The 26396-nt window shown below is 70.4% G+C and carries 20 protein-coding genes, 1 pseudogene and 1 riboswitch; of the genes and pseudogenes, 13 read left to right on the forward strand and 8 right to left on the reverse strand.

Annotated elements, in window-relative coordinates; translation table 11 throughout:
* Window positions 1–3: 3 nt before the first annotated feature.
* The 4 genes from nuoL to recQ all read left to right on the forward strand — a co-directional run bounded on the left by nuoL (window position 4) and on the right by recQ (window position 7315).
* Entirely contained in the window at window positions 4–1899 is a 1896-nt protein-coding gene (gene nuoL / locus ACLVWQ_RS40310) for an NADH-quinone oxidoreductase subunit L (RefSeq protein WP_414114297.1), read from the forward strand.
* A gap of 5 nt (window positions 1900–1904) precedes the next feature.
* Complete coding sequence (locus ACLVWQ_RS40315) at window positions 1905–3476, forward strand: NADH-quinone oxidoreductase subunit M (RefSeq protein WP_414114298.1); 1572 nt, start codon at window positions 1905–1907, stop codon at window positions 3474–3476.
* On the forward strand, window positions 3473–5122 hold the full coding sequence (gene nuoN / locus ACLVWQ_RS40320; protein WP_414114299.1) for an NADH-quinone oxidoreductase subunit NuoN: 1650 nt from the start codon (window positions 3473–3475) through the stop codon (window positions 5120–5122). The genes ACLVWQ_RS40315 and nuoN overlap by 4 nt, the downstream gene beginning before the upstream one ends.
* 195 nt (window positions 5123–5317) lie before the next feature.
* Window positions 5318–7315 (forward strand): DNA helicase RecQ, encoded by a 1998-nt coding sequence (recQ, locus tag ACLVWQ_RS40325; protein WP_414114324.1) that lies wholly within the window; start codon window positions 5318–5320, stop codon window positions 7313–7315.
* A gap of 293 nt (window positions 7316–7608) precedes the next feature.
* Here recQ and fahA read toward each other — a convergent pair whose 3' ends face one another.
* Complete coding sequence (fahA, locus tag ACLVWQ_RS40330; RefSeq protein ID WP_414114300.1) at window positions 7609–8823, reverse strand: fumarylacetoacetase; 1215 nt, start codon at window positions 8821–8823, stop codon at window positions 7609–7611.
* Window positions 8824–9016: 193 nt separating this feature from the next.
* Here fahA and ACLVWQ_RS40335 point away from each other — a divergent pair, with 193 nt between their 5' ends.
* The 3 genes from ACLVWQ_RS40335 to ACLVWQ_RS40345 all read left to right on the forward strand — a co-directional run bounded on the left by ACLVWQ_RS40335 (window position 9017) and on the right by ACLVWQ_RS40345 (window position 12727).
* On the forward strand, window positions 9017–10339 hold the full coding sequence (locus tag ACLVWQ_RS40335) for an ATP-grasp domain-containing protein (RefSeq protein WP_414114301.1): 1323 nt from the start codon (window positions 9017–9019) through the stop codon (window positions 10337–10339).
* 31 nt (window positions 10340–10370) lie between these two features.
* Window positions 10371–11579 (forward strand): FAD-dependent oxidoreductase, encoded by a 1209-nt coding sequence (locus ACLVWQ_RS40340; protein WP_414114302.1) that lies wholly within the window; start codon window positions 10371–10373, stop codon window positions 11577–11579.
* 278 nt (window positions 11580–11857) lie between these two features.
* Window positions 11858–12727 (forward strand): HAD family hydrolase, encoded by an 870-nt coding sequence (locus ACLVWQ_RS40345; protein ID WP_414114303.1) that lies wholly within the window; start codon window positions 11858–11860, stop codon window positions 12725–12727.
* Here ACLVWQ_RS40345 and ACLVWQ_RS40350 read toward each other — a convergent pair.
* The gene (locus tag ACLVWQ_RS40350) at window positions 12721–13452 is read right to left on the reverse strand and encodes a LysM peptidoglycan-binding domain-containing protein (RefSeq protein ID WP_414114304.1); all 732 of its coding nucleotides are present in this window, start codon (window positions 13450–13452) and stop codon (window positions 12721–12723) included. The two genes, ACLVWQ_RS40345 and ACLVWQ_RS40350, sit on opposite strands and share 7 nt — an antisense overlap.
* 3 nt (window positions 13453–13455) lie before the next feature.
* A riboswitch (cyclic di-AMP (ydaO/yuaA leader) is annotated at window positions 13456–13620 on the reverse strand.
* Window positions 13621–14552: 932 nt separating this feature from the next.
* Between ACLVWQ_RS40350 and ACLVWQ_RS40355 the strand changes: the two genes are divergently transcribed.
* From ACLVWQ_RS40355 to ACLVWQ_RS40370, 4 genes are all read left to right on the forward strand, one after another.
* Entirely contained in the window at window positions 14553–15563 is a 1011-nt protein-coding gene (locus ACLVWQ_RS40355; protein ID WP_414114305.1) for a polyprenyl synthetase family protein, read from the forward strand.
* Between the two features lie 391 nt (window positions 15564–15954).
* Window positions 15955–17199, forward strand: coding sequence for a LolA family protein (locus ACLVWQ_RS40360; protein WP_414114306.1), 1245 nt, complete (start codon window positions 15955–15957; stop codon window positions 17197–17199).
* Between the two features lie 73 nt (window positions 17200–17272).
* The gene (locus tag ACLVWQ_RS40365) at window positions 17273–18370 is read left to right on the forward strand and encodes an ABC transporter ATP-binding protein (RefSeq protein WP_414114307.1); all 1098 of its coding nucleotides are present in this window, start codon (window positions 17273–17275) and stop codon (window positions 18368–18370) included.
* Window positions 18357–19316, forward strand: a complete 960-nt coding sequence (locus ACLVWQ_RS40370) for an ABC transporter permease (RefSeq protein WP_414114308.1) — start codon at window positions 18357–18359, stop codon at window positions 19314–19316. The genes ACLVWQ_RS40365 and ACLVWQ_RS40370 overlap by 14 nt, the downstream gene beginning before the upstream one ends.
* Before the next feature lie 43 nt (window positions 19317–19359).
* Here the strand turns inward: ACLVWQ_RS40370 and ACLVWQ_RS40375 are convergent, their stop codons facing one another.
* From ACLVWQ_RS40375 to ACLVWQ_RS40385, 3 genes are all read right to left on the reverse strand, one after another.
* On the reverse strand, window positions 19360–19941 hold the full coding sequence (locus tag ACLVWQ_RS40375) for a flavodoxin family protein (RefSeq protein WP_414114309.1): 582 nt from the start codon (window positions 19939–19941) through the stop codon (window positions 19360–19362).
* A 109-nt stretch (window positions 19942–20050) separates the two neighbouring features.
* Window positions 20051–20992 carry a M28 family metallopeptidase gene (locus ACLVWQ_RS40380; protein WP_414114310.1) on the reverse strand — a complete coding sequence of 314 codons (942 nt, stop codon included), beginning with the start codon at window positions 20990–20992 and terminating at the stop codon, window positions 20051–20053.
* A gap of 140 nt (window positions 20993–21132) precedes the next feature.
* Entirely contained in the window at window positions 21133–21615 is a 483-nt protein-coding gene (locus ACLVWQ_RS40385) for a VOC family protein (RefSeq protein WP_414114311.1), read from the reverse strand.
* Between the two features lie 286 nt (window positions 21616–21901).
* Between ACLVWQ_RS40385 and ACLVWQ_RS40390 the strand changes: the two genes are divergently transcribed.
* The gene (locus ACLVWQ_RS40390; RefSeq protein ID WP_414114312.1) at window positions 21902–23074 is read left to right on the forward strand and encodes a 4-hydroxybenzoate 3-monooxygenase; all 1173 of its coding nucleotides are present in this window, start codon (window positions 21902–21904) and stop codon (window positions 23072–23074) included.
* A gap of 7 nt (window positions 23075–23081) precedes the next feature.
* Here the strand turns inward: ACLVWQ_RS40390 and rarD are convergent, their stop codons facing one another.
* Complete coding sequence (gene rarD / locus ACLVWQ_RS40395) at window positions 23082–24098, reverse strand: EamA family transporter RarD (protein WP_414114325.1); 1017 nt, start codon at window positions 24096–24098, stop codon at window positions 23082–23084.
* Window positions 24099–24391: 293 nt separating this feature from the next.
* Entirely contained in the window at window positions 24392–25246 is an 855-nt protein-coding gene (locus ACLVWQ_RS40400; protein WP_414114313.1) for an SDR family oxidoreductase, read from the reverse strand.
* Between the two features lie 188 nt (window positions 25247–25434).
* On the opposite strand from ACLVWQ_RS40400, the gene ACLVWQ_RS40405 reads away from it, so the two are divergent.
* Window positions 25435–25815 (forward strand): winged helix-turn-helix transcriptional regulator, encoded by a 381-nt coding sequence (locus tag ACLVWQ_RS40405; protein WP_414114326.1) that lies wholly within the window; start codon window positions 25435–25437, stop codon window positions 25813–25815.
* 66 nt (window positions 25816–25881) lie between these two features.
* Here ACLVWQ_RS40405 and ACLVWQ_RS40410 read toward each other — a convergent pair.
* Window positions 25882–26396 (reverse strand): annotated as a pseudogene (locus ACLVWQ_RS40410) (2-oxoacid:ferredoxin oxidoreductase subunit beta); the annotation flags it as partial.

The following is a 26396-nucleotide window of genomic DNA, read 5'->3' on the forward strand; positions in this document are numbered from 1 at the left end:
ATCGTGGAGAATCTGATCGCGCTGCTGGTCGCAGCGCCTCTGCTCGGAGCGGCCGTACTGCTGTGCGGCGGCAGGCGGCTCGATGCCGTCGGCCACTGGATCGGCACGGTCCTCGCGTCCGCGTCCTTCGTGATCGGCGCGATCCTCTTCGCCGACATGCTGGGCAAGGACGAGGAGCACCGGGCCCTCGCCCAGCACCTGTTCAGCTGGATCCCCGTAGAGGGCTTCCAGGCGGACGTCGCCTTCCAGCTCGACCAGCTGTCGATGACGTTCGTGCTGCTGATCACCGGAGTCGGCTCGCTCATCCACGTGTACTCGATCGGGTACATGGAGCACGACGAGCGCCGCCGCCGCTTCTTCGGCTATCTGAACCTGTTCCTCGCGGCGATGCTGCTGCTCGTCCTCGCCGACAACTACCTGCTGCTGTACGTCGGCTGGGAGGGTGTGGGCCTCGCCTCGTACCTGCTCATCGGCTTCTGGCAGCACAAGCCCAGCGCGGCCACCGCGGCGAAGAAGGCCTTCCTGGTCAACCGCGTCGGTGACATGGGCCTGTCGATCGCCATCATGCTGATGTTCACCACCTTCGGGACCTTCGCCTTCGGTCCTGTCCTGGAGGCCACCGGTGAGACCGGCGAGGGCAAGCTCACCGCCATCGGCCTGATGCTGCTGCTCGCCGCCTGCGGCAAGTCCGCCCAGGTGCCGCTGCAGTCCTGGCTCGGCGACGCGATGGAGGGCCCGACCCCGGTCTCGGCCCTCATCCACGCCGCGACCATGGTGACCGCGGGCGTGTACCTGATCGTCCGCTCCGGGGCGATCTTCAACGGCGCGCCGGACGCCCAGCTGGTCACCACCGTCGTCGGAGCGGTCACGCTCCTCTTCGGTGCGATCGTCGGTTGCGCCAAGGACGACATCAAGAAGGCGCTCGCCGGTTCGACCATGTCGCAGATCGGCTACATGATCCTCGCGGCGGGCCTCGGCCCGATCGGCTACGTCTTCGCGATCATGCACCTGGTGACGCACGGCTTCTTCAAGGCCGGGCTCTTCCTCGGCGCCGGCTCGGTCATGCACGGCATGAACGACGAGGTCGACATGCGAAAGTACGGCGGCCTGCGCAAGCACATGCCGGTCACCTTCGTGACGTTCGGCCTCGGCTATCTCGCCATCATCGGCTTCCCGGGCCTGTCCGGCTTCTTCTCCAAGGACAAGATCATCGAGGCCGCCTTCGCCAAGGGCGGCACCGAGGGCTGGATCCTCGGCGGCGTGGCGCTGCTGGGCGCGGCCATCACCGCGTTCTACATGACGCGCGTGATGCTGATGACGTTCTTCGGGGAGAAGCGCTGGCAGCCCGACGCGGACGGCCATGAGCCGCATCCGCACGAGTCGCCCCGGTCCATGACGATCCCGATGATCGTGCTGGCCTTCGGATCGGTCTTCGCGGGCGGGTTCTTCGGCATCGGCGACCGCTTCCTGCACTGGCTGGAGCCCGTCACCGAGCACGCGCACGGACACCCGCCGATCGGCGCGACGACGGTCACGCTCTCCACCATGGTGGTGCTCGTCATCGGCGTCGGCGTGGCCTACCTGCTGTACGGGCGCCGTCCCGTCCCGGCCGTCGCCCCGCGCGGCTCCCTGCTCACCAGGGCCGCCCGGCGCGACCTCCTCCAGGACGACTTCAACCACGTCGTCCTGGTGCGCGGCGGCGAGCACCTCACCCGCTCCCTGGTGTACGTCGACCACACCCTGGTCGACGGGGTCGTCAACGGCACGGCGGCCTCGATGGGCGGCCTGTCCGGACGGCTCCGCAAGCTGCAGAACGGCTACGCGCGCTCGTACGCCGTCTCGATGTTCGGCGGTGCGGCGATCCTCATCGCCGCGACCCTGCTGATGAGGGCGGTCTGATTCCGATGTCCTTTCCTCTGCTGACAGCGACGGCCGCGCTCCCGGCGATCGGGGCGATCGCCACCGCCGCCGTACCGGCCGCGCGCCGCACCGCAGCCAAATGGCTGGCGCTGCTCGTCTCGCTCGCCACCCTGGCGCTCGCCGTCGTCGTCCTGGTCCGCTTCGACCCCGACGGCGACCGCTACCAGCTCACCGAATCGCACTCCTGGATCGCGGACTTCGGGGTGCGGTACGAACTGGGCGTGGACGGCATCGGGGTGGCGCTGGTCGCGCTGACCGCCCTGCTGATCCCGTTCGTGATCCTCGCGGGCTGGCACGACGCCGACCCGCTGGAGACCCACAGCAGCCGCTGGCGGCCGACGCAGGGCTTCTTCGCCCTGATCCTCGGCGTCGAGGCGATGGTGATCATCTCCTTCGAGGCCACCGACGTCTTCCTCTTCTACATCTTCTTCGAAGCCATGCTCATCCCGATGTACTTCCTCATCGGCGGCTTCGGAGACCGTGCCCACGCGGGCTCGGACGAACACGCCGCGGCGCAACGCTCGTACGCGGCCGTGAAGTTCCTCCTCTACAACCTGGTCGGCGGCCTGATCATGCTGGCCGCCGTGATCGGCCTCTACGTGGTGGCGGGGAACTTCTCGCTCCAGGAGATCGCCGAGGCGCGGGCCAACGGCTCGCTGGACATGGCGACCAACACCGAACGGTGGCTGTTCCTGGGCTTCTTCTTCGCCTTCGCGGTGAAGGCGCCCCTGTGGCCGCTCCACACCTGGCTGCCCAACGCCATGGGGGAGGCCACCGCTCCGGTCGCCGTACTGATCACGGCGGTGGTCGACAAGGTCGGAACCTTCGCGATGCTCCGCTTCTGCCTCCAGCTCTTCCCGGAGGCCTCGAAGTGGGCGACGCCGGTCATCCTCGTACTCGCCCTGATCAGCATCATCTACGGGGCGCTGCTCGCGGTCGGCCAGCGGGACATCAAGCGACTGGTGGCGTACGCGTCGATCTCCCACTTCGGGTTCATCATCCTGGGCATCTTCGCGATGACCAGCCAGGGCCAGTCCGGTGCGACGCTCTACATGGTCAACCACGGGATCTCGACCGCCGCGCTGATGCTGGTGGCCGGCTTCCTGATCTCGCGGCGCGGCTCGCGTCTGATCGCCGACTACGGAGGGGTGCAGAAGGTCGCCCCGGTGCTCGCCGGCACCTTCCTGATCGGCAGCCTCGCGACGCTGTCGCTGCCGGGGCTCGCGCCGTTCGTCAGTGAGTTCCTGGTCCTGGTCGGCACGTTCGCGCGCTACCCGGCGATCGGGATCATCGCCACCTTCGGCATCGTGCTCGCCGCGCTCTACACCCTCGTCCTCTACCAGCGGACGATGACGGGCCCGGTGAAACCCGCGGTCTCGGCCATGCCCGACCTCAAGGTGCGCGAGCTCGTGGTGGTCGCCCCGCTGATCGCCCTGCTGATCTTCCTGGGCGTCTACCCGAAGCCCCTCACCGACATCGTCAACCCGGCGGTCAAACAGACCATGTCCGACGTACACAAGAAGGACCCCAAGCCTGAGGTGGAGGCCGCCAAGTGAGCGCAACAGCCGTCCACAGCCTGTGGACAACGGCGGCCGATCCGATCCAGAAGATCGACGCGCCGAACATCGAGTACGGGCAGCTGTCGCCCACCCTGATCGTCATCGGAGCGGCGGTCGTCGGGATCCTGGTCGAGGCGTTCGTGCCCCGCAGGTCCCGCTACTACGCGCAGATCTTCGTGTCCGTCGTCGCCCTCGCCGCCGCGTTCGCCGCGGTCGTCGGGCTCGCGGCCGGGGGATACGGCACCACCAAGGCCGGTATCGCCGCCATGGGCGCCGTCGCGGTCGACGGACCCGCGCTCTTCCTGCAGGGCATCATCCTGCTGGTCGGTGTCCTGGGCGTGTTCACGTTCGCCGAGCGGCGCCTCGATCCCGTGGCGCACGGCAACCGCGTCGACTCGTTCGCCGCGCAGGCCTCGGCCGTGCCGGGCAGCGACAGCGAGAAGGCCGCGGTCAAGGCCGGGTTCGCCACTACCGAGGTGTTCCCGCTGCTGCTCTTCGCGATCGGCGGCATGCTGGTCTTTCCGGCGGCCAACGACCTGCTGACGCTCTTCATCGCGCTGGAGGTCTTCTCGCTGCCGCTCTACCTGCTGTGCGCCGTGGCCCGCCGCAAGCGGATCATGTCGCAGGAGGCCGCGGTCAAGTACTTCCTGCTCGGCGCCTTCGCCTCCGCGTTCACCCTCTTCGGCATCGCCCTCCTGTACGGCTACGCGGGCTCCGTGTCGTACGCGACGATCGCGCGGGTCGTCGACGGCACGGTCGAGACGGTCAACCCCGCGCTCGTGGGCACCATGGGCAACGACGCGCTGCTGCTCATCGGCGCCGCGATGGTCGTCATGGGCCTGCTGTTCAAGGTCGGCGCGGTGCCGTTCCACATGTGGACCCCGGACGTCTACCAGGGCGCCCCGACGCCGGTGACCGGCTTCATGGCCGCCGCGACCAAGGTGGCCGCCTTCGGCGCGCTGCTGCGGCTCCTGTACGTCGTCCTGCCGGGCCTGCGCTGGGACTGGCGGCCGGTGATGATGGGCGTCGCGGTCGTCACCATGCTGGGCGGCGCGATCGTCGCGATCACCCAGACCGACATCAAGCGGCTCCTGGCGTACTCGTCGATCGCGCACGCGGGATTCATCCTCGCGGGTGTCATCGCGACGACGCCCGACGGAGTCTCGTCGGTGCTCTTCTACCTGGGCGCCTACTCGTTCGTGACGATCGGCGCGTTCGCCGTGGTCACCCTCGTACGGGACGCCGGCGGCGAGGCCACCCACCTGTCCAAGTGGGCCGGTCTGGGCCGCAGGTCGCCCCTGTTGGCGGCGGTGTTCGCGGTCTTCCTGCTGGCCTTCGCCGGCATCCCGCTGACCTCCGGGTTCGCGGGCAAGTTCGCCGTGTTCAAGGCGGCGGCCGAGGGCGGCGCGGGCGCGCTCGTCGTGGTCGGTGTGATCTCGTCGGCCATCGCGGCGTTCTTCTACATCCGAGTGATCGTGCTGATGTTCTTCAGCGAGCCGCGTCCGGAGGGCCCGACGGTCGCCGTGCCGTCCCCCCTGACGACGACGGCGATCGCGGTGGGTGTGGCCGTCACGCTGGTGCTCGGTGTGGCGCCGCAGTACTTCCTGGATCTGGCAGGGCAGGCGGGCGTCTTCGTCCGCTGACGGTGGCATGATCCGTGGGCCCCGGTTCCAGCCTGGAACCGGGGCCCAGGGCGTTTTTAGGGGCGGGCGCGCGTACGGGAGAGCGGACGTGTTCCGCGGATACTCCGCCGCAGCCTGTGGATAACTCTGAGGCTGTCGGTGCGGACCCCTATCGTGGACGCAGTGGTCGAGGCACGACGTACGGGGGACGGGACGATGGGCGGGACGGGTGTGATGACAGAGGTGGCGGAGAGCGAAGCGCTCGGCACGCTCCACCGGGTCTTCGGGTACGAGACCTTCCGAGGCGAGCAGGAAGCCGTCATCGAGCATGTGGTGAGCGGCGGGGACGCGGTCGTCCTCATGCCGACAGGCGGCGGAAAGTCGCTCTGCTACCAGATCCCGGCCCTGGTCAGACCAGGTACGGGTGTGGTGGTCTCCCCGCTGATCGCGCTGATGCAGGACCAGGTGGACGCGCTGCGTGCGCTCGGCGTGCGCGCCGGGTTCATGAACTCCACGCAGGACTTCGACGAGCGGCGCACGGTCGAGGCCGAGTTCCTCGCGGGCGAGCTGGACGTGATCTACCTCGCGCCGGAGCGGCTGCGCCTGGAGTCCACGCTCGACCTCCTCAAGCGCGGCAAGATCTCCGTCTTCGCGATCGACGAGGCGCACTGCGTGGCCCAGTGGGGTCACGACTTCCGCCCCGACTACCTCGCGCTCTCGCTGCTGGGCGAGCGCTGGCCGGACGTCCCGCGGATCGCGCTGACCGCGACGGCCACGCACGCGACGCACCAGGAGATTACCGAGCGCCTGGGCATGCCGGACGCCCGCCACTTCGTGGCCAGCTTCGACCGGCCCAACATCCAGTACCGGATCGTGCCCAAGGCCGACCCCAAGAAGCAGCTGCTGTCCTTCCTCCAGGAGGAGCACGCGGGCGACGCGGGCATCGTGTACTGCCTCTCGCGCAACTCGGTGGAGAAGACCGCCGAGTTCCTCGCCCGCAACGGCATCGCGGCGGTGCCCTACCACGCGGGGCTCGACTCGGGCACGCGCGCCGCCCACCAGTCGCGGTTCCTGCGCGAGGACGGCCTGGTGGTGTGCGCGACCATCGCCTTCGGCATGGGCATCGACAAGCCGGACGTCCGGTTCGTCGCCCACCTCGACCTGCCGAAGTCCGTCGAGGGCTACTACCAGGAGACGGGCCGCGCCGGCCGCGACGGACTGCCGTCCACGGCCTGGATGGCCTACGGCCTGAACGACGTCATACAACAGCGCAAGATGATCCAGTCGAGCGAGGGCGACGAGGCGTTCCGCCGCCGGGCGGGCGCACATCTCGAAGCGATGCTCGCCCTGTGCGAGACCGCCCAGTGCCGGCGCGCCCAGCTGCTCGCCTACTTCGGCCAGGACCCGGTGACCGAGGCGTGCGGCAACTGCGACACGTGCCTGGTCCCGCCCGAGACCTGGGACGGCACGGTCGCGGCCCAGAAGGTGCTGTCCACCGTGGTGCGGTTGCAGCGTGAGCGGGGGCAGAAGTTCGGGGCGATCCAGATCGTCGACATCCTGCTCGGGCGCAAGACGGCCAAGGTCATCCAGTTCGACCACGACCAGCTGTCCGTGTTCGGCATCGGCGAGGACCTGGCCGAGGGCGAGTGGCGCGGTGTCGTACGGCAGATGCTGGCCCAGGGCCTCCTCGCGGTCGAGGGGGCGTACGGGACGCTGGTCCTGACCGACGCGAGCGGCACGGTGCTGCGGCGCGAGCGGGAGGTGCCGCTGCGCAAGGAGCAGCCGAAGCCGGTGTCCTCCCGCGGCTCGTCCTCCTCGTCCGGCTCGGGCCGGGCCGAGCGCAAGGCCAAGGCCGCCGCCGCGGCGGCCGAGCTCCCCGCGGAGCTGCACCCCGCCTTCGAGGCGCTGCGCGCCTGGCGTGCCGGGCAGGCCAAGGAGCAGGGCGTCCCGGCGTACGTCATCTTCCACGACGCCACGCTGCGGGAGATCGCCACACTGTGGCCGGCCTCCGTCCCGGAGCTCGGCGGCATCAGCGGCATCGGCGAGAAGAAGCTCGCGACCTACGGGGAGGGCGTGGTCGGGGTACTGGCCTCCCTGGACCGGCCCACCACGACACAGAAGGACACGGAAAACCCCGAGCACCGAACCACAGGCGACCCGGACCTGCACTGGCCAGAAATGGAACCAGAACCGGACCCGGAAGACTGGACGTAGAAAACACCACCCCTGAAGGGGCGCCCCCTTCAGGGGCGCGAGGAACGGCGCACTAAACCCCCACGAACCCGCACCTGCCCGACGGCCGGAGCCCCCTGAAGGGGCGCGGGGAACGGCGCGCTAAACCCCCACGATCCCGCACCCACCCCACGACCGCAGCCCCCAGCCCCCTGAAGGGGCGCGGGGAACTGCGCACCCAGCCCCCACCGTCCCGCACCCCCAAACGCCCCCAGAGCCCGAAGACAGCCAGCCGGCGGCAGCCAAGAGGCAGCCAAGAGGCAGCCAAGCGGCAACTACGGCGTCGGCACGACCCGCCCCGTCACCTCGCCGAGCCCCACCCGCGTACCATCCGGCCCCGGCGCCCACGCGGTGATCGTCACCGTGTCCCCGTCCTCCAGGAACGTCCGCTTGCCGTCGGGAAGTTCGAGCGCGTCCCGCCCGTTCCAGGTCAGTTCGAGCAGCGAACCCCGTTCACCGTCCGAGGCCCCGCTCACGGTGCCGGACCCGTACAGATCCCCCGTACGCAGCGAGGCTCCGTTCACGGTCAGGTGCGCCAGCTGCTGGGCGGCCGTCCAGTACATCGTGGAGAACGGGGGCTCGGACACCACATGGCCGTTGACGGCGACCGAGAGGCGCAGATCGAAGCCACCGGGGTCCTCCGACGCGTCGTCCAGATAGGGGAGAAGGGGGTGCGTGCGCGCCGGTGGCGCCACCCGGGCGTCCTCCAGGGCGTCGAGCGGGGTGACCCAGGCCGACACCGACGTGGCGAAGGACTTGCCGAGGAACGGGCCGAGGGGGACGTACTCCCAGGCCTGGAGGTCGCGAGCGGACCAATCGTTGAGGAGGCAGAGCCCGAACACATGGTCGCGGAAGTCGCCCAGCGCCACCGGCGTGCCCATCGCCGAAGGCGTGCCGACGACGAAGCCGACCTCCGCCTCGATGTCCAGCCGCACGGACGGGCCGAAGACCGGCGCCGGGTCGGCGGGGGCCTTGCGCTGCCCCGCGGGGCGTACGACGTCGGTCCCGGAGACGACGACGGTGCCCGACCGCCCGTGGTAACCGATGGGCAGATGCTTCCAGTTGGGCGTGAGGGAGTCCTCGGCGTCGGGGCGGAAGATCCGGCCGACGTTACGGGCGTGGTTCTCGGAGGCGTAGAAGTCGACGTAGTCGGCGACCTCGAAGGGGAGGTGCAGGGTCACCGCGGAGAGCGGGTGGATCAGAGCGGCGACGCTCTCGCGGTGGGCGGGCACCGTCACCCACGCGGTGAGCGCCCGCCGCACGTCCGACCAGGCCGTGCGGCCGGCCGCGAGCAGCGGGTTCAGCGAGGGCCTGGCGAGCAGGGTGGCGTACGGAGAGCCGAGTTCCACGGCGGCGGCCCCCGCGTCGAGGACGTGGTCGCCCAGCCTGACGCCCACGCTCCGGTGATCGGAGCCGCCCAGGGAGAAGACGCCGTACGGAAGATTGTGCGGGCCGAAGGGATCGCCCTCGGGGACATCGAAGGGGGGCATGGGATGCTGCCTCGCTTTCCGTGTGGGTGGAACACACGTTACGGGGATGTGCCACTCGTCGGCAGTGTCTAAAGAGTTCGCAATGTCCGATTAAGGGTGGGGTCGGAGTGGTTGATTCCGGCTTAGCTTCCTTGCGGGGGCACGGACGGGGTGGGTCCGGGTCCAGGAATGCGTGGGACACGTGGGGGGACCCGTGGCCAAAAGCTCTGCCAGCGTGCCGTTGTACCTGGACCGGGAGACACCGGGCCTGATCGTGAAGTTCGGCGACTACCCGCTGCATCACGGCGGGGTGGGCGCGATCCGCAGCCTGGGCCGGCTGGGCGTGCCGATGTACGCGATCACCGAGGACAGATACACGCCGGCGGCCCTCTCGCGTCATCTGCGGCGCGCGTTCGTCTGGCCGACCACGGGGACGGAGGAACCGGAGCGGCTCGTCGAGGGGCTGCTGCGTGTCGGGCGCCGGATCGGCCGGCCCGCCGTCCTGATCCCGACCGACGAGGAAGCCGCGGTCCTGATCGCCGAACACCAGTCCGACCTCGCGGGAAGCTTCCTGTTCCCCCGGGTGGGGGCCGGACTCCCGCGGCGCCTGGCCAGCAAACAGGGGCTGCACGAACTCTGTGTGGAGCACGGCGTGCCCAGCCCGCAGGCCGCCTTCCCGGAGTCGTACGAGGAGATCGAGGACTTCGCGGCGAAGGCGAGGTTCCCGCTCGTGGCGAAGAACCGCGAGGCCTTCGTACGCCGCGCGCGCCCGGCCGTGAACGGGACGACCCGTATCGCGACCCGGGACGGCCTGCTGGGGCTCGCCCGGGACTGGGGCGAACATCCCGGCGTGATCCTCCAGGAGTACCTGCCCCGGGAGGACGCCGAGGACTGGATCGTGCACGCGTACTTCGACGGGGACTCGACGCCGCTCGCGATGTTCACCGGGGTCAAGGTCCGCTCCTGGCCGCCGCACGCGGGGATGACGGCGAACGCGTACGTGGTCGACAACCCGGAACTGGCCGACCTGGCCGCTCGTTTCATCAAACAGATCGGCTTCAGCGGCGTCATCGACCTCGACCTGCGCTTCGACCGCCGCGACGGCCGGTACAAACTGCTCGACTTCAATCCGCGGATGGGCGCCCAGTTCCGGCTCTTCGAGAGCGAGTCGGGGGTCGACGTCGTCCGTGCCATGCATCTGGACCTGACCGGCCGCACCGTTCCGGAGGGGGAGCAGCTCGCCGGCCGGCGCTACATCGTGGAGAACATCGACCTGCCGGCCCTGCTCGCGTACCGCCGCAGCGGCTACACGACACCGCACGCCCCCGCCCGCCCGAGCGGTACGGAGCTGGCGTGGCTGGCGGCGGACGACCTGCGGCCGTTCTTCACGATGCTCGCGCGCTTGATACGGCCCGGTGCGAAGCATCTGTTCCAGCTGTGGCGGTCGGGCCGGCGCGGAGCCCGCGCGGCACCGGGCCGCCGCCGGTGGCGGAGACAGGGGGCGCGGCGGGGCGGAGCGCACGGTGTGACCACGTGATGGCGAAGTGGCGTCCTGGGGAGGGGACTTCGTGATGGAGCCGGTGGCAGTGATCGGTGCCGGGCCTTTCGGCCTGTCCACCGCCGCGCATCTGAGAGCGCGCGGCATTCCGGTACGGGTGTTCGGCGAACCCATGGTGAGCTGGCGGGCGAACATGCCCGAGGGGATGCTCCTCAAGTCGACCCCGGCCGCCTCGAACATCGACGCCCCGCAACCAGGGCACGACCTTGTCGACTACTGCGACGCGGCCGGCATCCCCCGCCTCGTCACGGACGAGGACCTCGTCCCGGTCGAGACGTTCGTGGAGTACGGGGAGTGGTTCCAGCAGCGGCTCGTGCCGGATCTGGAGCGGGTGCGGGTCGTCTCGGTCGACTCCGGACGCGGCCCCGCGGGCTTCGAGCTGAAACTGGACTCGGGCGAGGTGTTCACCGCGCGGGCGGTCGTCGTCGCGACCGGCCTGTCCGGGCTGGCCCACCTGCCCGTCGAACTGGCCGGGGCGGCGCCCGACGGACCGACACCCACGGGCCCCGTCTCGCACAGCTCGCAGCTGCACGACCTGTCCCGGTTCTCCGGCAGGGAACTGATCGTCGTCGGCGCGGGCCAGTCCGCCCTGGAGACAGCGGCGCTCGCCGCCGAAGCCGGCGCACAGGTGCGCGTGGTGGCGCGCGGAAAGGGGTCTGTCGCCTTCGGCGCGCCCCCGTGGCGGCAACCACGGCTGCGCCCCGAGTCACCCTTCGGGCGGGCCTGGTCCCTGTGGGCCCTCACCTACTACCCCCACCCGTACCGCCACCTGCCCCCGGGAGCCCGGCACTTCCTGGTCCGCCGGGTCCTCGGCCCGCTCGGCGCCTGGTGGTTGCGCGCCAGATTCGAAGGGAAGGTGCAGGTGAGCGAGGTGGCCCGGATCACCGGAGCCGCCGGGACGGCGGACGGACGCCCGGCCCTCACCGTGCGGACCCTCGACGGCCGGGTCGAGGAACTCTCCGCGGACCACGTCATCGCCGCGACCGGCTACCGCGTGGACCTCGCCGCGATGGACTTCCTCGGCCATGAACTGCGGACACGGCTGGCCGTGAGCCGCGGAACGCCGAGGCTGGGCGCCGGATTCAGCTCCTCCGTACCCGGGCTGTACTTCACGGGGCTGCCCGCGGCCGGATCGTACGGCCCGGTGATGCGGTTCGTGTGCGGGACGGAGTTCGCCTCGCCGAGGCTGGCCCGGCACCTGGCGGCACGGCACGGCTGAACCCGGGCGAGTGGCCGGCGAGAGGCGGCGAGGAAGGGGGGGCGCGAAAAGGGCGCGGAAAAGGCGCGGAAAGGGCGCGGAAAGGGCGGCGCGGAGGAACGAAGCAGGGAAGAAGAGGGGGGCGCGAACCGGCCCGGCGCAGTGGCCGATATGTCATGGGATCGGCCTGAACTGGCGGGGCCTGACGGGACGTACGGTGACGCCTGAGGCGGCCGCGGTGCCGGACGACGTCCGGTTCCCGTCGAGTCGCTGGGGCATTCGATCCGTATTCTCTGATCATGGCCGCACCGATTGCATATTCACTCATCGCCACTGACCTGGACGGGACGCTGCTGCGCGGCGACGACACTCTCTCCGACCGGTCACGGGCCGCGCTGGCGATAGCGGTCGGGGCAGGCGCCCGGCACCTCGTGGTCACGGGGCGACCCGCACCACGCGTACGGCCGCTGCTGGACGAACTGGGCAGCCAGGGGCTCGCGGTGTGCGGCCAGGGAGCGCAGTTGTACGACGCCGGCGCGAACCGCATGGTGTGGTCCGTCACTCTCGAACGCGAGCTGGCCGAGGTGGCTCTCGGCAAGATCGAGGCGGAGGTCGGCGAGGTGTACGCGGCCGTCGACCAGGACGGCGTGGACGGCCTCACGCTCATCGAGCCGGGGTACGAGATGCCCCACCCGACGCTCCCCGCGGTACGGGTGCTGCGCCGCGACGACCTCTGGACCGAGCCCATCAGCAAGGTGCTGCTGCGCCATCCGCTGCTCTCCGACGACGAGTTGGCGACCGCAGCCCGGGGGGCGGTCGGTTCCCTCGCCAGCGTCACGATGTCCGGGCCCGGCACCGTCGAACTCCAGCCATGCGGCATCACGAAGGCGACGGGCCTCGCGCTCGCCGCCGGGCATCTGGGCCTGACGTCGGCGGAGACCGTCGCCTTCGGGGACATGCCGAACGACATTCCGATGTTCGACTGGGCCGCGCGTGGCGTCGCGATGGCCAACGCACATCCCGAGCTCAAAGCCGTCGCCGACGAGATCACTCTCTCGAACGAGGACGACGGCATCGCGGTGGTCCTGGAGCGGATGTTCTCCGGCACCAGGACCGACCGCGGCTACCTCCGTACCGGCCGGAGCGCGGGACCGGGCGTCGGTCAGTAGGCCCCGAAGACGTTGTCGATCGAGCCGTACCGCGCGGCGGCGTAGTTGCACGCCGCCGTGATGTTGGCGACCGGGTCGAAGGGGTCCAGCGACGTGCCGGTCACGTGGTACGCCGTGAAGGTCGGGTCGATGACCTGGAGGAGCCCCTTGGACGGCGTACCGGCGACCGCGTTGGAGTCCCAGTTGTTCATGGCCTGCGCGTTGCCGGACGACTCACGCATGATGTTGCGGTAGATGCCGTCGTAGCTGCCCGGGATCCCCTGCTGAGCCATGACGTCCAGCGATTCCTTGATCCAGCCGTCCAGGTCGTCCGTGTAGGCGGTCGCGGCGGCCGGGGTGGCGGCGGACGCCGTGCTCGCCTTGGCCGTCTTCGCCGGGGCCTTGGCGTTCTTGGTGCCCACGGTCAGTTCGAGGCCCGGACGGATGTGCGCCGGGTCGTTGCCGATGACCGCGCGGTTGGCCTTGTAGAGGCTCTTCCAGTCGCTCGTGGTGCGCGCCTTGGCGATCTTGGACAGGGTGTCGCCCTCGACCACCTTGTACGTCACCAGCGAGACCTGCGGGACGGCGGCCGAAGCTGCCTGCGGGGCCTGGGCCGGCTGGGCGGCGTGGGCGCCGGTCGCTCCCACGAGGGGGAGTGCGAGCGCGGCTCCGCCGGTTCCCGCGGCGACGATGCCACGGGTGAGGGCGGTCATTCTGGTACGGCGGTGCTTGCCTCGTACGGGCATGGCGAATTTCCTCTCCGGCGCCTACGAGGTGAGCTGTCGGGTTCGGGCGGGAGATGCCCGGCCGCGTGCTGTACGCGACTTAACCCCTAGCCGTCCCGCTATCGGGACCGGCGACTTACCTGGGTCCCCCGCTCCTGCCGTACGCGAGTAATCGGGTGACTGGGTTTTCCGGGCGGCGGCAGGATTAGGCGATCCGTCCGGAGTGACGTGAACGTATGCGAGAGCACATGCTGCGAACAAGTCCCGAATTCACACAGAGGTGGTCATGACCTGCCTTGTCCCGTGAATATCCCTTGATCGATACGGAAGGCAAAGTTCAACTTGCTTTCCGTAAAGGGAAGTCGGCGAGTCCGACAAAACGATCACTTCGGGCGAGGGTGACTCAATTCACTGGCGCAGAAAGGGAATTAAGGAAGAGGTCCATTAATTCGGGCAAGTGGGTCAAGTGCGGGATGTTCCGGCCGCTTATGGCCCGTATGGGGTGATGAATGTCCGGATGAAGGGTGATGTATGGGCTTCTGTGAAGCGTGCCGTGCCGTGCGGCGCGGGAACGGATGGGTGGCCTCCAGTCGTTCGCCCCACGGGCCGCGCGGGCGCGCGCGAGGCCGCGCTCGTGCTTGATTTCGTCCGTCGGGGGAACGCGGATGCCCTCGTGGGTCGTCTCCAGGGGGGAGGGGGGTGCGGATGTGCGGGGATGTCGTCTCGGTGGGCTGGGTGGACGGTGTGCGTCGCGTGGACCGGACATGTCAGGTGGGCGGGGTGTGCCCGGCGGTGCGGCCGGGGCGCCCGGCGGAGGTCCGGCGCGGGAGGATGGCGTCGGGAACGCCCCTTTCGGGACGTGTCGGCCATATCGGTGTATCAGGCGCGAATCTTCCGTGTCCCGGTACCGCCCCGCCTGGCCGAAGGGGCAAAAGGGGCCAGGTGGAGCGTGTCCGGCAGGGGTGTGGCAGGTGGCGGACGGGCGCTCATCGTGATCGAAAGACGACCGGATACGCTGACTTGAGTGCCAGCAGCGACACATCGACAAACACCCACAGCACGCAGCACACCCGCAGCATCCAGAGACCGCCGTTGAGAGCGTCAGCAGACAGGAGACCCTCGTGACCGTCGTCGGGCCGTTCGGGCTGAGCGTGCGGGACCAGGCTCTCGAAGCCGATGTCCAGGCCGGATTGGCGGCTGTCGAGGAGGGGCTGCTCGAGGCCACCAAGAGCGAGGTCCCGTTCATCACGGAGGCCGCTCAGCACCTCGTGCGGGCGGGCGGCAAGCGGTTCCGGCCGTTGCTCGTGATGCTGGCGGCCCAGTTCGGCGATCCGTACGCGCCGGGCATCGTGCCCTCGGCGGTCGTCGTCGAGCTGACCCATCTCGCCACGCTGTACCACGACGACGTGATGGACGAGGCGGACGTACGCCGTGGGGTGCCCAGCGCCAACAGTCGCTGGGACAACTCGGTCGCGGTCCTCACCGGCGACTTCCTCTTCGCGCGCGCCTCGCACATCCTGGCCGACCTGGGCCCCGAGGCCGTACGTGTCCAGGCGGAGGCCTTCGAGCGGCTGGTCACCGGCCAGATCCTGGAGACGGCCGGACCGCGCGACGGGCGTGACCCGGTCGACCACTACATGGACGTGCTCGGAGGCAAGACCGGCTCGCTGATCGCGGTGGCGGGACGGTTCGGCGCGATGATGTCGGGCGCCGACGAGACGGTCGTCGACGTGCTGACGCAGTACGGCGAGCGGCTCGGAGTCGCCTTCCAGCTGGCCGACGACGTGCTGGACATCGCCAGCGACTCGCGCGAGTCCGGCAAGACTCCGGGCACCGATCTGCGGGAGGGCATTCCGACGATGCCCGTCCTGCGGCTGCACGAGCGCGTCAAGCGGCTGGGGCTCGCCGAGGACATCGCCCTGTCCGAGCTGCTCGCGTCGGACCTGACGGACGACGCGCGGCACGCGGAGGCGCTGACCAGGATGCGTGCGCACCCCGCACTGGACCAGGCCCGCCGCGACACCGTGCGGTACGCGGAGGACGCGCGCGCCGCGCTGGCGCCGCTCCCGGAGTGCGACGCGAAGGCGGCGCTGGTGGAGCTGTGCGACGCGGTGGTGCACCGGGCGGGCTGACCTGCCGTGTTCCCGTGCCGCGCGCTGCCTGCCGTGTGCGGTGTGCGTGCGCTGCGGTGTTGAGCCGGGTGTTGAGCCGCAGTGTTGTGGCGCGGGTCGGATCCTTGGAACGAGTCCCGTCGGCGGGGGAGTGCCGTACGGAGCGAGCGCGCTCCGACGAGTCATACGGACGGCGTCCGGCCCGTTCGACCCCTACGGGTCGCGGGCGGTGCCGGCCACCCGTGTCATACCCCAGGTGTACGCGGAGTTGGCTCCGAGGTCTGACGCTTTCCGGCGGTCGATTTGGTCAGATGGGGAACACCACTTCACAGGAGTTCGGGTGACAATGGCGGCCAGGGGTGGACGAGTGCGAGGACGGTAAGCCGCCGCCGACAACGGAGGTAGGGCACACATGGCACCGTACGAATCCGACGACAGCACGACCGGGGACGAGGCCGACGACACACGCGCCGGCCGGCGCAAAGCCGCGCGATACGTCGTTCCCGTTGCGGTGGTGGGGGTGGCGGCGGCGACCATCGGGCTGGTCCCGGCGTTCGCGGGCTCCGGCGACCCCGACCTGCCGGACGTCAGCGCCCAGCAGCTCATCGAGAAGATCGCCGCTTCGGACGTGCAGCAGCTGTCCGGCACGGTGAAGATCAGTACGGACCTGGGCCTGCCGAACCTCGGCGGTCTGGAGAGCAGCCTCGGCGGGGCGGCGGGCAGGGGCGACAGCTCGGGCTCGTCCGCGGACCCGTCGTCCAAGCTGATGGAACTGGCGTCCGGTACGCACACGCTGCGGGTCGCGGCCGACGGCGAGGACAAGCAGAAGCTGTCGCTCCTCGACAAGGCCGCCGAGTACAGCGTGATCCGCGACGGCGACGAGGTGTGGGCCTACGACAGCGCGTCGAACGAGGCCTACCACGTGAAGGACGGCGCCGCCGGTTCCGCCGGGCAGGGGCCGAAGGACAGGAAGGACAGGTCCGAGGACGTGCCGGCCACGCCCAAGGAGCTGGCCGAGGAGGCGCTGAAGGCGGCCGACGGCACGACGTCCGTGACCGTCGACGGTACGGCGCGGATCGCCGGCCGTGACGCCTACAAGCTGCTGATCAAGCCGAAGCAGTCCGGTTCGACGGTCGGCGCGATCTCCGTCGCCGTGGACGCGAAGACCGGTCTGCCCCTGAAGTTCACGCTCACCCCGAAGAGCGGCGGCGCGGCCGTCGTCGACGCGGGCTTCACCAAGGTCGACTTCTCCGCGCCGCCCGCGTCCACCTTCGACTTCAGCCCGCCGAAGGGCGCGAAGGTCACCGAGGGCGACGAGTCGGCCTCCGAGGGCCGGGCGGACAAGGGCGACCGGGCGCGGCCCGGGAGCGGCGGGGAACTGGGCAAGGAGTTCCAGGGCCTGGACGTCATCGGTGAGGGCTGGAGTTCCATAGCCCGGTTCGACACCGGTGGCGAGGGTCTGCCGTCGGCCGGAGCCGGTGCGGGCGCCGCGGGCGGTCTCCTGAACTCGCTGGGCGACCAGGTGAGCGGCAAGTTCGGCTCGGGCACGGTCTTCTCGACCCGCCTGGTCAACGCGCTGATCACGGACGACGGCAAGGTCTACGCGGGCGCGGTCACCAAGGACGCGCTGGTGAAGGCGGCCGACGCGGCGAAGTAGGCCCTGGTCCTGCCGGCCCCCTGGTCGGAGGGACCGAGGGGTTCCCCTGGGGCACGGCGAATCGAGGGAGTCGATGGCGGAACTGTCCACCGCGGACGGGGACACGACGGGTGAGGGCGGCACGGCGGGCGCCGACGGCACGACCCCGGACGCGAAGGCGGCCGGGGTCCGGGCCGGGACCGGCGGTGCCCCCGCGACCACGGAAGGCACCGAGGCCGGGGACGGCCCCGGGGCCACCGGCGACACCGTGATCGCCACCCGCGCGCTCACCAAGCGCTACCGCGGTGGCCAGCTCGCCGTCGACGGCCTCGACCTGGCCGTCCCGGCAGGCAGCGTCTTCGGCTTCCTCGGGCCGAACGGCTCCGGGAAGACCACCACCATCAGAATGCTCATGGGCCTCATCGAGCCGACCTCCGGGACGGCGCGTGTACTGGGCCGGCCCATGCCGCGCGCCACCCGCACCGTGCTGCCGCACGTGGGCGCGCTCATCGAGGGACCGGCTCTCTACGGCTTCCTCTCCGGCCGCGACAACCTCCTGCGGTACGACTCCGCGGACCCGGTCGCCGACCCGCGTACGCGGCGTGCGCGAGTGGCGACCGCGCTCGACCGGGTCGGGCTGACGGCCGCCGCGGGCAAGAAGGCGAAGGCCTACTCGCTGGGTATGAAGCAGCGGCTCGGTCTCGCGTCCGCGCTGCTGCAGCCGCGGAAGCTGCTGGTGCTGGACGAGCCGACCAACGGGCTCGACCCGCAGGGAATGCGTGAGATCCGGGCCCTGGTGCGGGAGCTGGCGTCGGACGGCACGACCGTGTTCCTGTCCTCGCATCTGCTCGACGAGATCGAGCAGGTCTGCACGCACGCCGCGGTGATGGCCCAGGGCCGGCTGATCACCCAGGGCCCGGTGGCCGAGCTGGCGGCGGGCGCGCGCGGGCGGCTCGTCGTGACCACCCCCGATCCGGGGGACGCGGCCCGGGTACTGAAGGAACAGGGCGTGAGCGATGTGGTGGTCACCGAGGACCGTGTGACCGCCGACCCGCCGGACCACGATCTGGCCGAGGTGAACGCGGCACTGGTGACCGCGGGCGTCCGCGTCCGCGGCTTCGGGGTCGAACGGGCCTCGCTGGAGGACGCGTTCGTGGCACTCACGGGGGAGGGATTCGATGTCGCGGGCTGAGACCACCGAGCCGCCGGCGGGGGACCGGGCCGCGACCCATGCCTCCACGGCTCACGCCTCAGCGGACCGGGCCACCGGGGAGCGGCCCGCCGGGGGACGGGCGCCGAGCCTGCTGTGGACCCTCGGCCTGCTGCGCAACGAGCTGGGCACCACTCTCCGCCGCTGGCGCACGATCGCCCTGCTCGGGGTGCTCGCGGCGGTGCCGGTCCTGGTCGGCGTCGCGGTCCGGATCGAGACGAGCGACGGGTCGTCCGCCGGAGGCGGCGGGGGCGAGGGACCCGCGTTCATCGCGCAGATCACCAACAACGGACTGTTCCTGGTGTTCACCGCGCTGGCCGCCACGCTGCCGTTCTTCCTGCCGATGGCGGTCGGCGTCGTCGCTGGCGACGCGATAGCCGGCGAGGCCAACGCGGGGACCCTGCGCTATCTGCTGGTCGCCCCGGCGGGACGCACCCGCCTGCTCCTCACCAAGTACGCGACCACCCTGGCCTTCTGCGTCATCGCGACGCTCGTCGTGGCGGCCTCGGCGCTCATCGTGGGCGCGCTCCTGTTCCCGCTGGGCGAGCTGACGACGATCTCCGGCACGCGCATCAGTTTCGGCGAGGGGCTTGGCCGGGCGCTGATGATCGCGGTGGCCGTCGCCGCGTCACTGATCGGGATCGCGGCCCTCGGGCTGTTCGTCTCGACCCTGACGAACAGCGGGATCGCGGCGATGGCGACGACGGTCGGCCTGCTCATCACCGTGCAGATCCTCGACCAGATACCCCAGCTCCACGCGATACAGCCGTACTTCTTCTCGCACTACTGGCTGTCCTTCGCCGACCTCATGCGCGATCCCGTCTACTGGGACGACCTGATCCGCAACCTCGAACTGCAGGCGCTGTACGCGGCGGTGTTCGGCGCGGGGGCCTGGGCGCGGTTCACGACGAAGGACATCACCGCGTAGCCGGGTCGCCGGGCAGCCGGCAGCCTGGCAGGACGGTCGCGGCTCAGTTCTCGTACGGGAAGCGGGCGAGCGGGGGTTCCTGGGCGAAGAACGTCTTGGCGTGGGCCAGGGCGGCGGAGTCGGTGAGTACGTCTCCGGGCTTGCTGCCGTTGCCGAGGAGGACACCGCCGAAGCGCATCCCCAGGTACGCGGCCGAGTTGTTGAGCGTGCCGACGAGCGGATCGGCGACCGCCTCCTCCTCGTGGGCGAGGGCGGTGACACCCCACAGCGTGCGCCCGCTCATCGTGTCCTTGAAGTCGATGCCGGGGGTGCGCAGCCAGCCCGACCAGTGATCGAGGTAGCGCTTGGTGTGCGCGGACACGGAGTACCAGTACAGCGGCGAGGCGATGACCAGGTCCGTCGCCGCGAGTGTCGCGTCCAGGAGCGTGGCCCTGTTGTCGCCGGACGGCCGGACGTGGTCACTGTCGTGGCGCAGGTCCTGGAAGTCCGGCAGCGGGTGCTCGGCCAGGCTCAGCCAGCGCTGGGTGACGTCGGAGGGCAGTTGTTCGGCGGCCTTTCGCGCCAGCAGCTCCGTGTTGCCGTGGTCGCGGCTGCTGCCCAGGAGGAAAAGGAAGTGGCGAGTCATGAGGGCTCCGCTCCATCATGTAGGGCGTACGACGACTACACGCGCATGCAGTATATGCACACGCATGTAGTCGTCGGCCACCCCGGGAACGGGCCGGTCCGGCTGGGTGCTACTCCGACAGTTCCCACACCGCGTACGCGAGCGCGTCGCTGTTGCGGTTCAGGGCGGTGTCGTCGATGTTCGCCGTCGTGTCGCACGAGGAGTGGTAGCAGCGGTCGAACGCCTGGCCCGCGGTGCCGCCCCACTTGGCGGCCTGGGCCGTGGACTTGGTGCTGCTGGCGCCGGTGAAGAGGCCGCCGACGGGGATGCCCGCGCTCTTGAAGGGGGCGTGGTCCGAGCGGCCGTCGCCCTCGGTCTCGATCTCGGTAGCGATGCCGAGGCCGGTGAAGTAGTCCTTGAAGGTCTTCTCGATGGCCGGGTCGTCGTCGTAGACGAAGTAGCCGGGGTTCGGCGACGCGATCATGTCGAAGTTCAGATAGCCGCTGATCTTCGCGCGGTCGGCGGTGGAGAGGTTGTTGACGTGGTAGCGCGAGCCGACCAGGCCCAGTTCCTCCGCGCCCCACCAGGCGAACCGCAGGTGCTTCGTGGGCTGGTACTGCGCCCGGGACACGGCGAGCGCGGTCTCCAGGACGGCTGCCGAACCCGAGCCGTTGTCGTTGATGCCGGCCCCGGAGGTGACGCTGTCGAGGTGGGAACCCGCCATGACGACCTGGTCGGTGTCGCCGCCGGGCCAGTCGGCGATCAGGTTGTAGCCGGTGCTGCCCGAGGAGGTGAACTGCTGGACGGTGGTGGTGAACCCGGCCGCGTCCAGCTTGCCCTTCACATAGTCGAGGGAGGCTTTGTAACCGGTGCGGCCGTGGGCGCGGTTGCCGCCGTTGGCGGTGGCTATGGACTGCAGTTGGGCGAGATGGGCCTTGACGTCGGCCACGGGTATGTCCGGTGCGGCGGCCACGCGTGCGGGCGCGGCGTCGGCCATCGCGCTGGTGGTGAGCAGCGCGGCGACCGCCAGCGCGGCGGCACCCGTGGCGCGTCCGGGAACGGAGAGCTTCATGTGGGGGGCTCCGAATTCCTTGGGATCCTTGGATTCCTTGCGGGAATGGGTGCCTGATGGTGAAGCTGAGGTTGACGTTTCGTCAAGGGTGCGTTCCGGTCAGCCGAGTTCGTGCACCGGATAGCGGACGTCGGCGGGTGTCAGTGGAGGCAGAACTCGTTGCCTTCCGGGTCCGCCATCACCACCCACGCGCCGGACGGCTCCTCGACCTCCTGGACGACCGTCGCGCCGAGTGCCGTCAGCCGCGCGGCCTCCGCCGCCCGCTTCCCGTGCTCCGTGTGCAGGTCGATGTGCAGCCGGTTCTTCACGGTCTTCGGCTCCGGTACACGCTGGAAGAGCAGCCGCCGCCCGAGTCCCACCCCGCTCGACTTCTCGTACGGGTCCTGCGGGTGCCGTACGCCGGTCGCGTCCCGCCACGCGTGGCGGCCGTGCGACTCGACGACGAGCTCGGCGGGTACGGCCCCGGTGCTCAGCAGGCGCTCGATCAACGGGCTGTGGTCCTCGACCAGATAGCCGAGGGCGGCGCCCCAGAAATCGGCCTGGGCGTGCGGGTCGGCGGTGTCGACGACGAGTTTCCAGTGCAGCGGGGAGGGCGCGGGCTGAGGTGCGGGGGCCTGTGTCATGGTGACCAGTCATAGCGGTCCGGCCGCTCCTCGTCGACACGCCACGGCGTGGGGCCGCCGGGGCGAAGGAGTCGACCGGGGCGAGCGGGGCGGTGGGGGCCGGCGGGGCGGTGGCCCGTCAATCCCGAGCGCTGGTGCGCGAGTTGGGGACCCGGCGCGCCGGTTTCGCCATACTGTTCGTATGACCGCAGACGCCTCCGTCCCGTCCGCCTCTGCCTCTGCCTCGTTATCCTCTGCTCCGTCCGCCTCTGTCCCGTCCCCTTCCGTCTCCTCCCGGCGCACCCGCGTGGTCGTCGTGGGCGCCGGTCCTGCCGGGCTCACCCTGGCCAACATCCTGCGGGCCGCCTCCGTGGACTGCGTGGTGCTGGAGAACGAGAGCAGGGAGTTCGTCGAGACGCGGCCGCGCGCGGGTTTCCTGGAGGAATGGGCGGTCCACGCGCTGGACGGGCGAGGTCTGGCGGACCGGCTCCTGGAGAACACCGTGGTGCACACCGAGTGCGAGTTCCGGCTCGCGGGGGAGCGCCACAGGTTCCCGTACACGGATGTGTCGGGCCAGCGCCACTACGTCTATCCGCAGCCGCTCCTGGTGACGGACCTGGTGCGGGAGTACGCGGACGTCCGGGGCGGTGACATCCGCTTCGGAGTCCGCGACGTCGAGCCGGCCGGGATCGACACGGACCGGCCCTCGGTGACGTACACGGACGCGGGGACAGGGGAACGCGTCCGGCTCGACTGCGACTTCGTCGCGGGCTGCGACGGCGCGCGCGGGGTGACCCGGGACAGCCTGCCGCCGGAGCACGTGGAGATCGCCCGGCACGACCTCGGGGTCGGCTGGCTGGCGCTGCTCGCCGAGGCGCCCCCGTCCTCGGACTGCGTGGTCTTCGGTATCCATCCGCGCGGGTTCGCCGGGCACATGGCACGCGGTCCGCAGGTCACCCGCTACTACCTCGAATGCCCGCCGGACGACGACCCGGCGAACTGGTCGCACGACCGCGTGTGGTCCGAGCTCCACGAACGGCTCGCGGCGGACGGGGCCCCGCCGCTCAACGAGGGCAAGCTGATCGAGAAGCGGGTCCTGGCCATGCACAACTACGTGGTGGAGCCGATGGCGTACGGGCGGCTGTACCTGGCGGGGGACTCGGCCCACCTGCTCGCGCCGATAGGCGCCAAGGGCATGAACCTCGCGATCCACGACTCCCTGCTGCTCGGTGACGCGCTCGTCGCCCACTACGGGAAGGGGGACGACAGCGGACTGCTCGGCTACTCGCGGACGTGCCTGCGGAGGGTGTGGCAGTACCAGGAGTTCTCGCAGTGGCTCTCCGAGGTGTACCACGGTGCCTCGTCCGGGGATCCGTTCCGCGCGGGCGTCGCGACGGCGCGGCTGCGGCGGACCCTCGGCTCGCCCGCCGCCGCGGCCGGCTTCGCCGAACTGTTCCTCGGCAAGGACACCGACTACTGACGGCGGCTCACTTGCCCGGACCCGCGCTGTTGCCCGTACCCACGCCCGTACTCGAATGGGGACCGGAGCCGGGACTGGGGTTGGGGCTCGCGTCCGGGGCGAGGCCGGGGGGCGGGGCCGAGGCGGGACCGGAGGTCTTCGCGGTCGCCGAGGCCGCGGCGACCGCGGCGATCGTCGCGTTCCGCAGCACCGTCCTGGACCGCCGGGCCGTGCGCAGCGCGTCCCACGTCAGCAGCGACAGCGCGGCCCACACCAGCGCGAACCCGGCCCACCGCTCGGGAGGCATCGCCTCGTGGAAGTACAGGATGCCGAGCAGGAACTGCAGCACGGGTGCCAGGTACTGCAGCAGCCCCAGCGTGGACAGCGGCACCCGGATCGCCGCCACCCCGAAGCACACGAGCGGCAGGGCGGTCACCACACCGGTCGCGGCCAGCAGCGCCGAATGCCCGGCGCCCTCACGGCCGAAGGTCGAGTCGCCCTGGGCCGACAGCCACACCAGGTAGCCGAGCGCGGGCAGGAACTGGACGGCGGTCTCCGCGGCCAGCGATTCGAGACCGCCGAGGTTGAGCTTCTTCTTCACCAGTCCGTACGTGGCGAAGGAGAAGGCCAGGCAGAGGGAGATCCACGGCGGCTGGCCGTATCCGACGGTCAGTACGAGCACGGCGGCGAAGCCGACGCCGACCGCCACCCACTGCACGGGCCGCAGCCGCTCCTTCAGGAGCAGGACGCCCATCGCGATGGTGACGAGCGGGTTGATGAAGTAACCGAGCGACGCCTCCACCACGTGGCCGGCGTTCACGGCCCAGATGTAGACGCCCCAGTTGACGGTGATGACGGCCGCCGCGACGGTGACCAGGCCCAGCTTGCGCGGCTGGCGCAGCAGCGGGACGGCCCAGGCCCAGCGACGCGTCACCGCGAGGGCGATCAGTACGAAACCGAGTGACCAGACCATGCGGTGGGCGAGGATCTCCACGGCTCCGGCGGGTTCGAGGAACTGCCAGAAGAGCGGGATGACCCCCCACATGCCGTACGCCGCGAAACCGTTCAGCAGACCGATCCGCTGTTCGCCCTTGGACTCCGGCCCCTTGCTCCCCGGATGCCTGGACTCCGCACCCACGGGCTCCTGGCCACTGGACTCCGGACCTATGTGCTGCCCGCCCTCGGACTCCACCGGCACGGCCCCTCCTTCTCGCCGGCTGCGGATCACGCGGCACCCGAGCCACGCACAGCCTCCAAGACGGTAGCGCCCGGCACCCCCGCACGTCATGCCCGTATCGTCATACGGTCATGACAGGCGAGGGTGCTCGTCCGCCGGGCTCAGCCCTTGAGCGCCGCCGCGACCGACTCCGCGATCGGCGTGGTCGGCCGGCCGGTCAGCCGGGAGAGGTCGCCGCTGGTGACGACCAGCTCGCCCTTCTCGATGGACTCGTCCACACCGGCCAGGATCGCGGCGAACGGCTCGGGCAGCCCGGCGCCGGTCAGGATGCCCTTGTACGTCTCGGCGGGGACGGAGCTGTACACGATCTCCTTGCCGGTCGCCTTCGACACCACGGCGGCGTACTCGGCGAAGCTCCACGCTTCGTCGCCGCCCAGCTCGTACGTCTTGTCCTCGTGGCCCTCGCCGGCCAGCACGGCCACGGCGGCGGCCGCGTAGTCCGCGCGGGCGGCGGAGGAGATCCGGCCCTCGCCGGTCGCCTGGACGACGGCGCCGTGTTCGAGGACCGGGGCGAGGTTGTCGGTGTAGTTCTCGTTGTACCAGCCGTTGCGCAGCAGGGTGTACGGCACTCCGGACGCCAGGATCGCGGCCTCGGTACCCCGGTGGTCGTCGGCCAGCGCGGCGGTCAGGGTGCCGGGAGCACTGGTGTACGCGAACAGCGCTACGCCGGCCGCCTTGGCGGCGTCGAGGACGACCTTGTGCTGGCCGACGCGGCCCTTGTCGAACTCGTTGCCGGAGATGAGCAGCACCTTGTCGCCGGTGGAGAAGACACCGTCGAAGGTCTCGGGAGCGTTGTAGTCGGCGACCGCGATCCGTACGCCGCGGGCGGCGTAGTCCGCGGCCTTCGCCTCGTCGCGGACGACTGCGGTGATCCGGTCCGCCGGGACCTGCTCCAGCAGTCCCTCGATGACGTGCTTGCCGAGGTGTCCGGTGGCTCCGGTGACGACGATGCTCATGGTGGAAACAACTCCTTGCGTGGGGTGGGTATGGCACTCACCGTAAGGGCTGCACTAACCTGTGGAAAGTACCCACTTTGAAGTAAGGTACTGGCATGACAGTAAGTACCTCGGTGGATTCGACGACTTCGACCGGTTCGGCAACCGCGACGCCTGTGACGCCTGTGACGTCTGGGACAGGATCAACACTGGCCGCGGCGAACAAGGCGGGCAACTGCGGCAGCGCCGAGGCGAAGTGCCCCTATCGGCTGGTCCTGGAGCACGTCACCAGTCGCTGGGGCGTCCTCGTCCTGATCGAGCTCATGGAGCGCTCGTACCGCTTCAGCGAGCTGCGCCGGTCCATCGGCCGGGTCAGCGAGAAGATGCTCACCCAGACCCTGCAGACCCTGGAGCGCGACGGACTCGTGCACCGGGACGCCAAGCCGGTCATCCCGCCGCGTGTCGACTACTCGCTCACCGACCTGGGCCGCGAGGCCGCCACGCAGGTGCGCGCCCTGGCGCTGTGGAGCATGGACCGGATGGACGACGTGGAGAAGGCCCGCCACGCGTACGACGAGGCCCGGTCCTGAGGAACCGGGCCTCGCGGTTCGGCGGGTTCGCGTTCGGGTTCGGCAGTGCGTGCCGAAGGGGCGCGGTCAGCCGACGACGGTCCAGGCGTCGCCGCCGGTGAGGAGGGTCGCCAGGTCGCCCTTGCCGTGCTGTTCGACGGCCGCGTCGAGCTGGTCGGCCATCTGGGTGTCGTAGACGGGGCGGTCGACGGAGCGCAGGACTCCGATGGGGGTGTGGTGGAGGGTGTCGGGGTCGGCGAGGCGGGAGAGGGCGAACGCGGTGGTGGGGGAGGTGGCGTGTGCGTCGTGGACGAGGATCAGTGGTTCGTTCTCCGGGGTGACGGTGACGACGCGCAGGTCTCCGGTGGCGGGGTCGCGTACGACGCCCTTCGAGCCGGGGCCGCCCTCGGTGTGGGGGGTGCCGAAGCGGATGGGCTGTCCGTGTTCCAGGCGGATCACGGCTTCCTGGGCCTGCTGCTTGTCCTTGATGGCTTCGAAGGCGCCGTCGTTGAAGATGTTGCAGTTCTGGTAGATCTCGACGAGTGCGGTGCCGGGGTGGGCGGCGGCCTGGCGCAGGACGTCGGTGAGGTGTTTGCGGTCGG

The organism is Streptomyces sp. CWNU-52B (assembly GCF_047444975.1).
GTDB lineage: Bacteria > Actinomycetota > Actinomycetes > Streptomycetales > Streptomycetaceae > Streptomyces.

Bases quoted from the DNA above. Each gene is read 5' to 3' on its own strand.
- ACLVWQ_RS40315 (WP_414114298.1), top strand. From the start codon at position 1,905: ATGTCCTTTCCTCTGCTGACAGCGACGGCCGCGCTCCCGGCGATCGGG.
- recQ (WP_414114324.1), top strand. From the start codon at position 5,318: ATGGGCGGGACGGGTGTGATGACAGAGGTGGCGGAGAGCGAAGCGCTC.
- fahA (WP_414114300.1), bottom strand. From the start codon at position 8,823: ATGCCCCCCTTCGATGTCCCCGAGGGCGATCCCTTCGGCCCGCACAAT.
- ACLVWQ_RS40345 (WP_414114303.1), top strand. From the start codon at position 11,858: ATGGCCGCACCGATTGCATATTCACTCATCGCCACTGACCTGGACGGG.
- ACLVWQ_RS40350 (WP_414114304.1), bottom strand. From the start codon at position 13,452: ATGCCCGTACGAGGCAAGCACCGCCGTACCAGAATGACCGCCCTCACC.
- ACLVWQ_RS40360 (WP_414114306.1), top strand. From the start codon at position 15,955: ATGGCACCGTACGAATCCGACGACAGCACGACCGGGGACGAGGCCGAC.
- ACLVWQ_RS40365 (WP_414114307.1), top strand. From the start codon at position 17,273: ATGGCGGAACTGTCCACCGCGGACGGGGACACGACGGGTGAGGGCGGC.
- ACLVWQ_RS40370 (WP_414114308.1), top strand. From the start codon at position 18,357: ATGTCGCGGGCTGAGACCACCGAGCCGCCGGCGGGGGACCGGGCCGCG.
- ACLVWQ_RS40375 (WP_414114309.1), bottom strand. From the start codon at position 19,941: ATGACTCGCCACTTCCTTTTCCTCCTGGGCAGCAGCCGCGACCACGGC.
- ACLVWQ_RS40380 (WP_414114310.1), bottom strand. From the start codon at position 20,992: ATGAAGCTCTCCGTTCCCGGACGCGCCACGGGTGCCGCCGCGCTGGCG.
- ACLVWQ_RS40385 (WP_414114311.1), bottom strand. From the start codon at position 21,615: ATGACACAGGCCCCCGCACCTCAGCCCGCGCCCTCCCCGCTGCACTGG.
- rarD (WP_414114325.1), bottom strand. From the start codon at position 24,098: ATGTGGGGGGTCATCCCGCTCTTCTGGCAGTTCCTCGAACCCGCCGGA.
- ACLVWQ_RS40400 (WP_414114313.1), bottom strand. From the start codon at position 25,246: ATGAGCATCGTCGTCACCGGAGCCACCGGACACCTCGGCAAGCACGTC.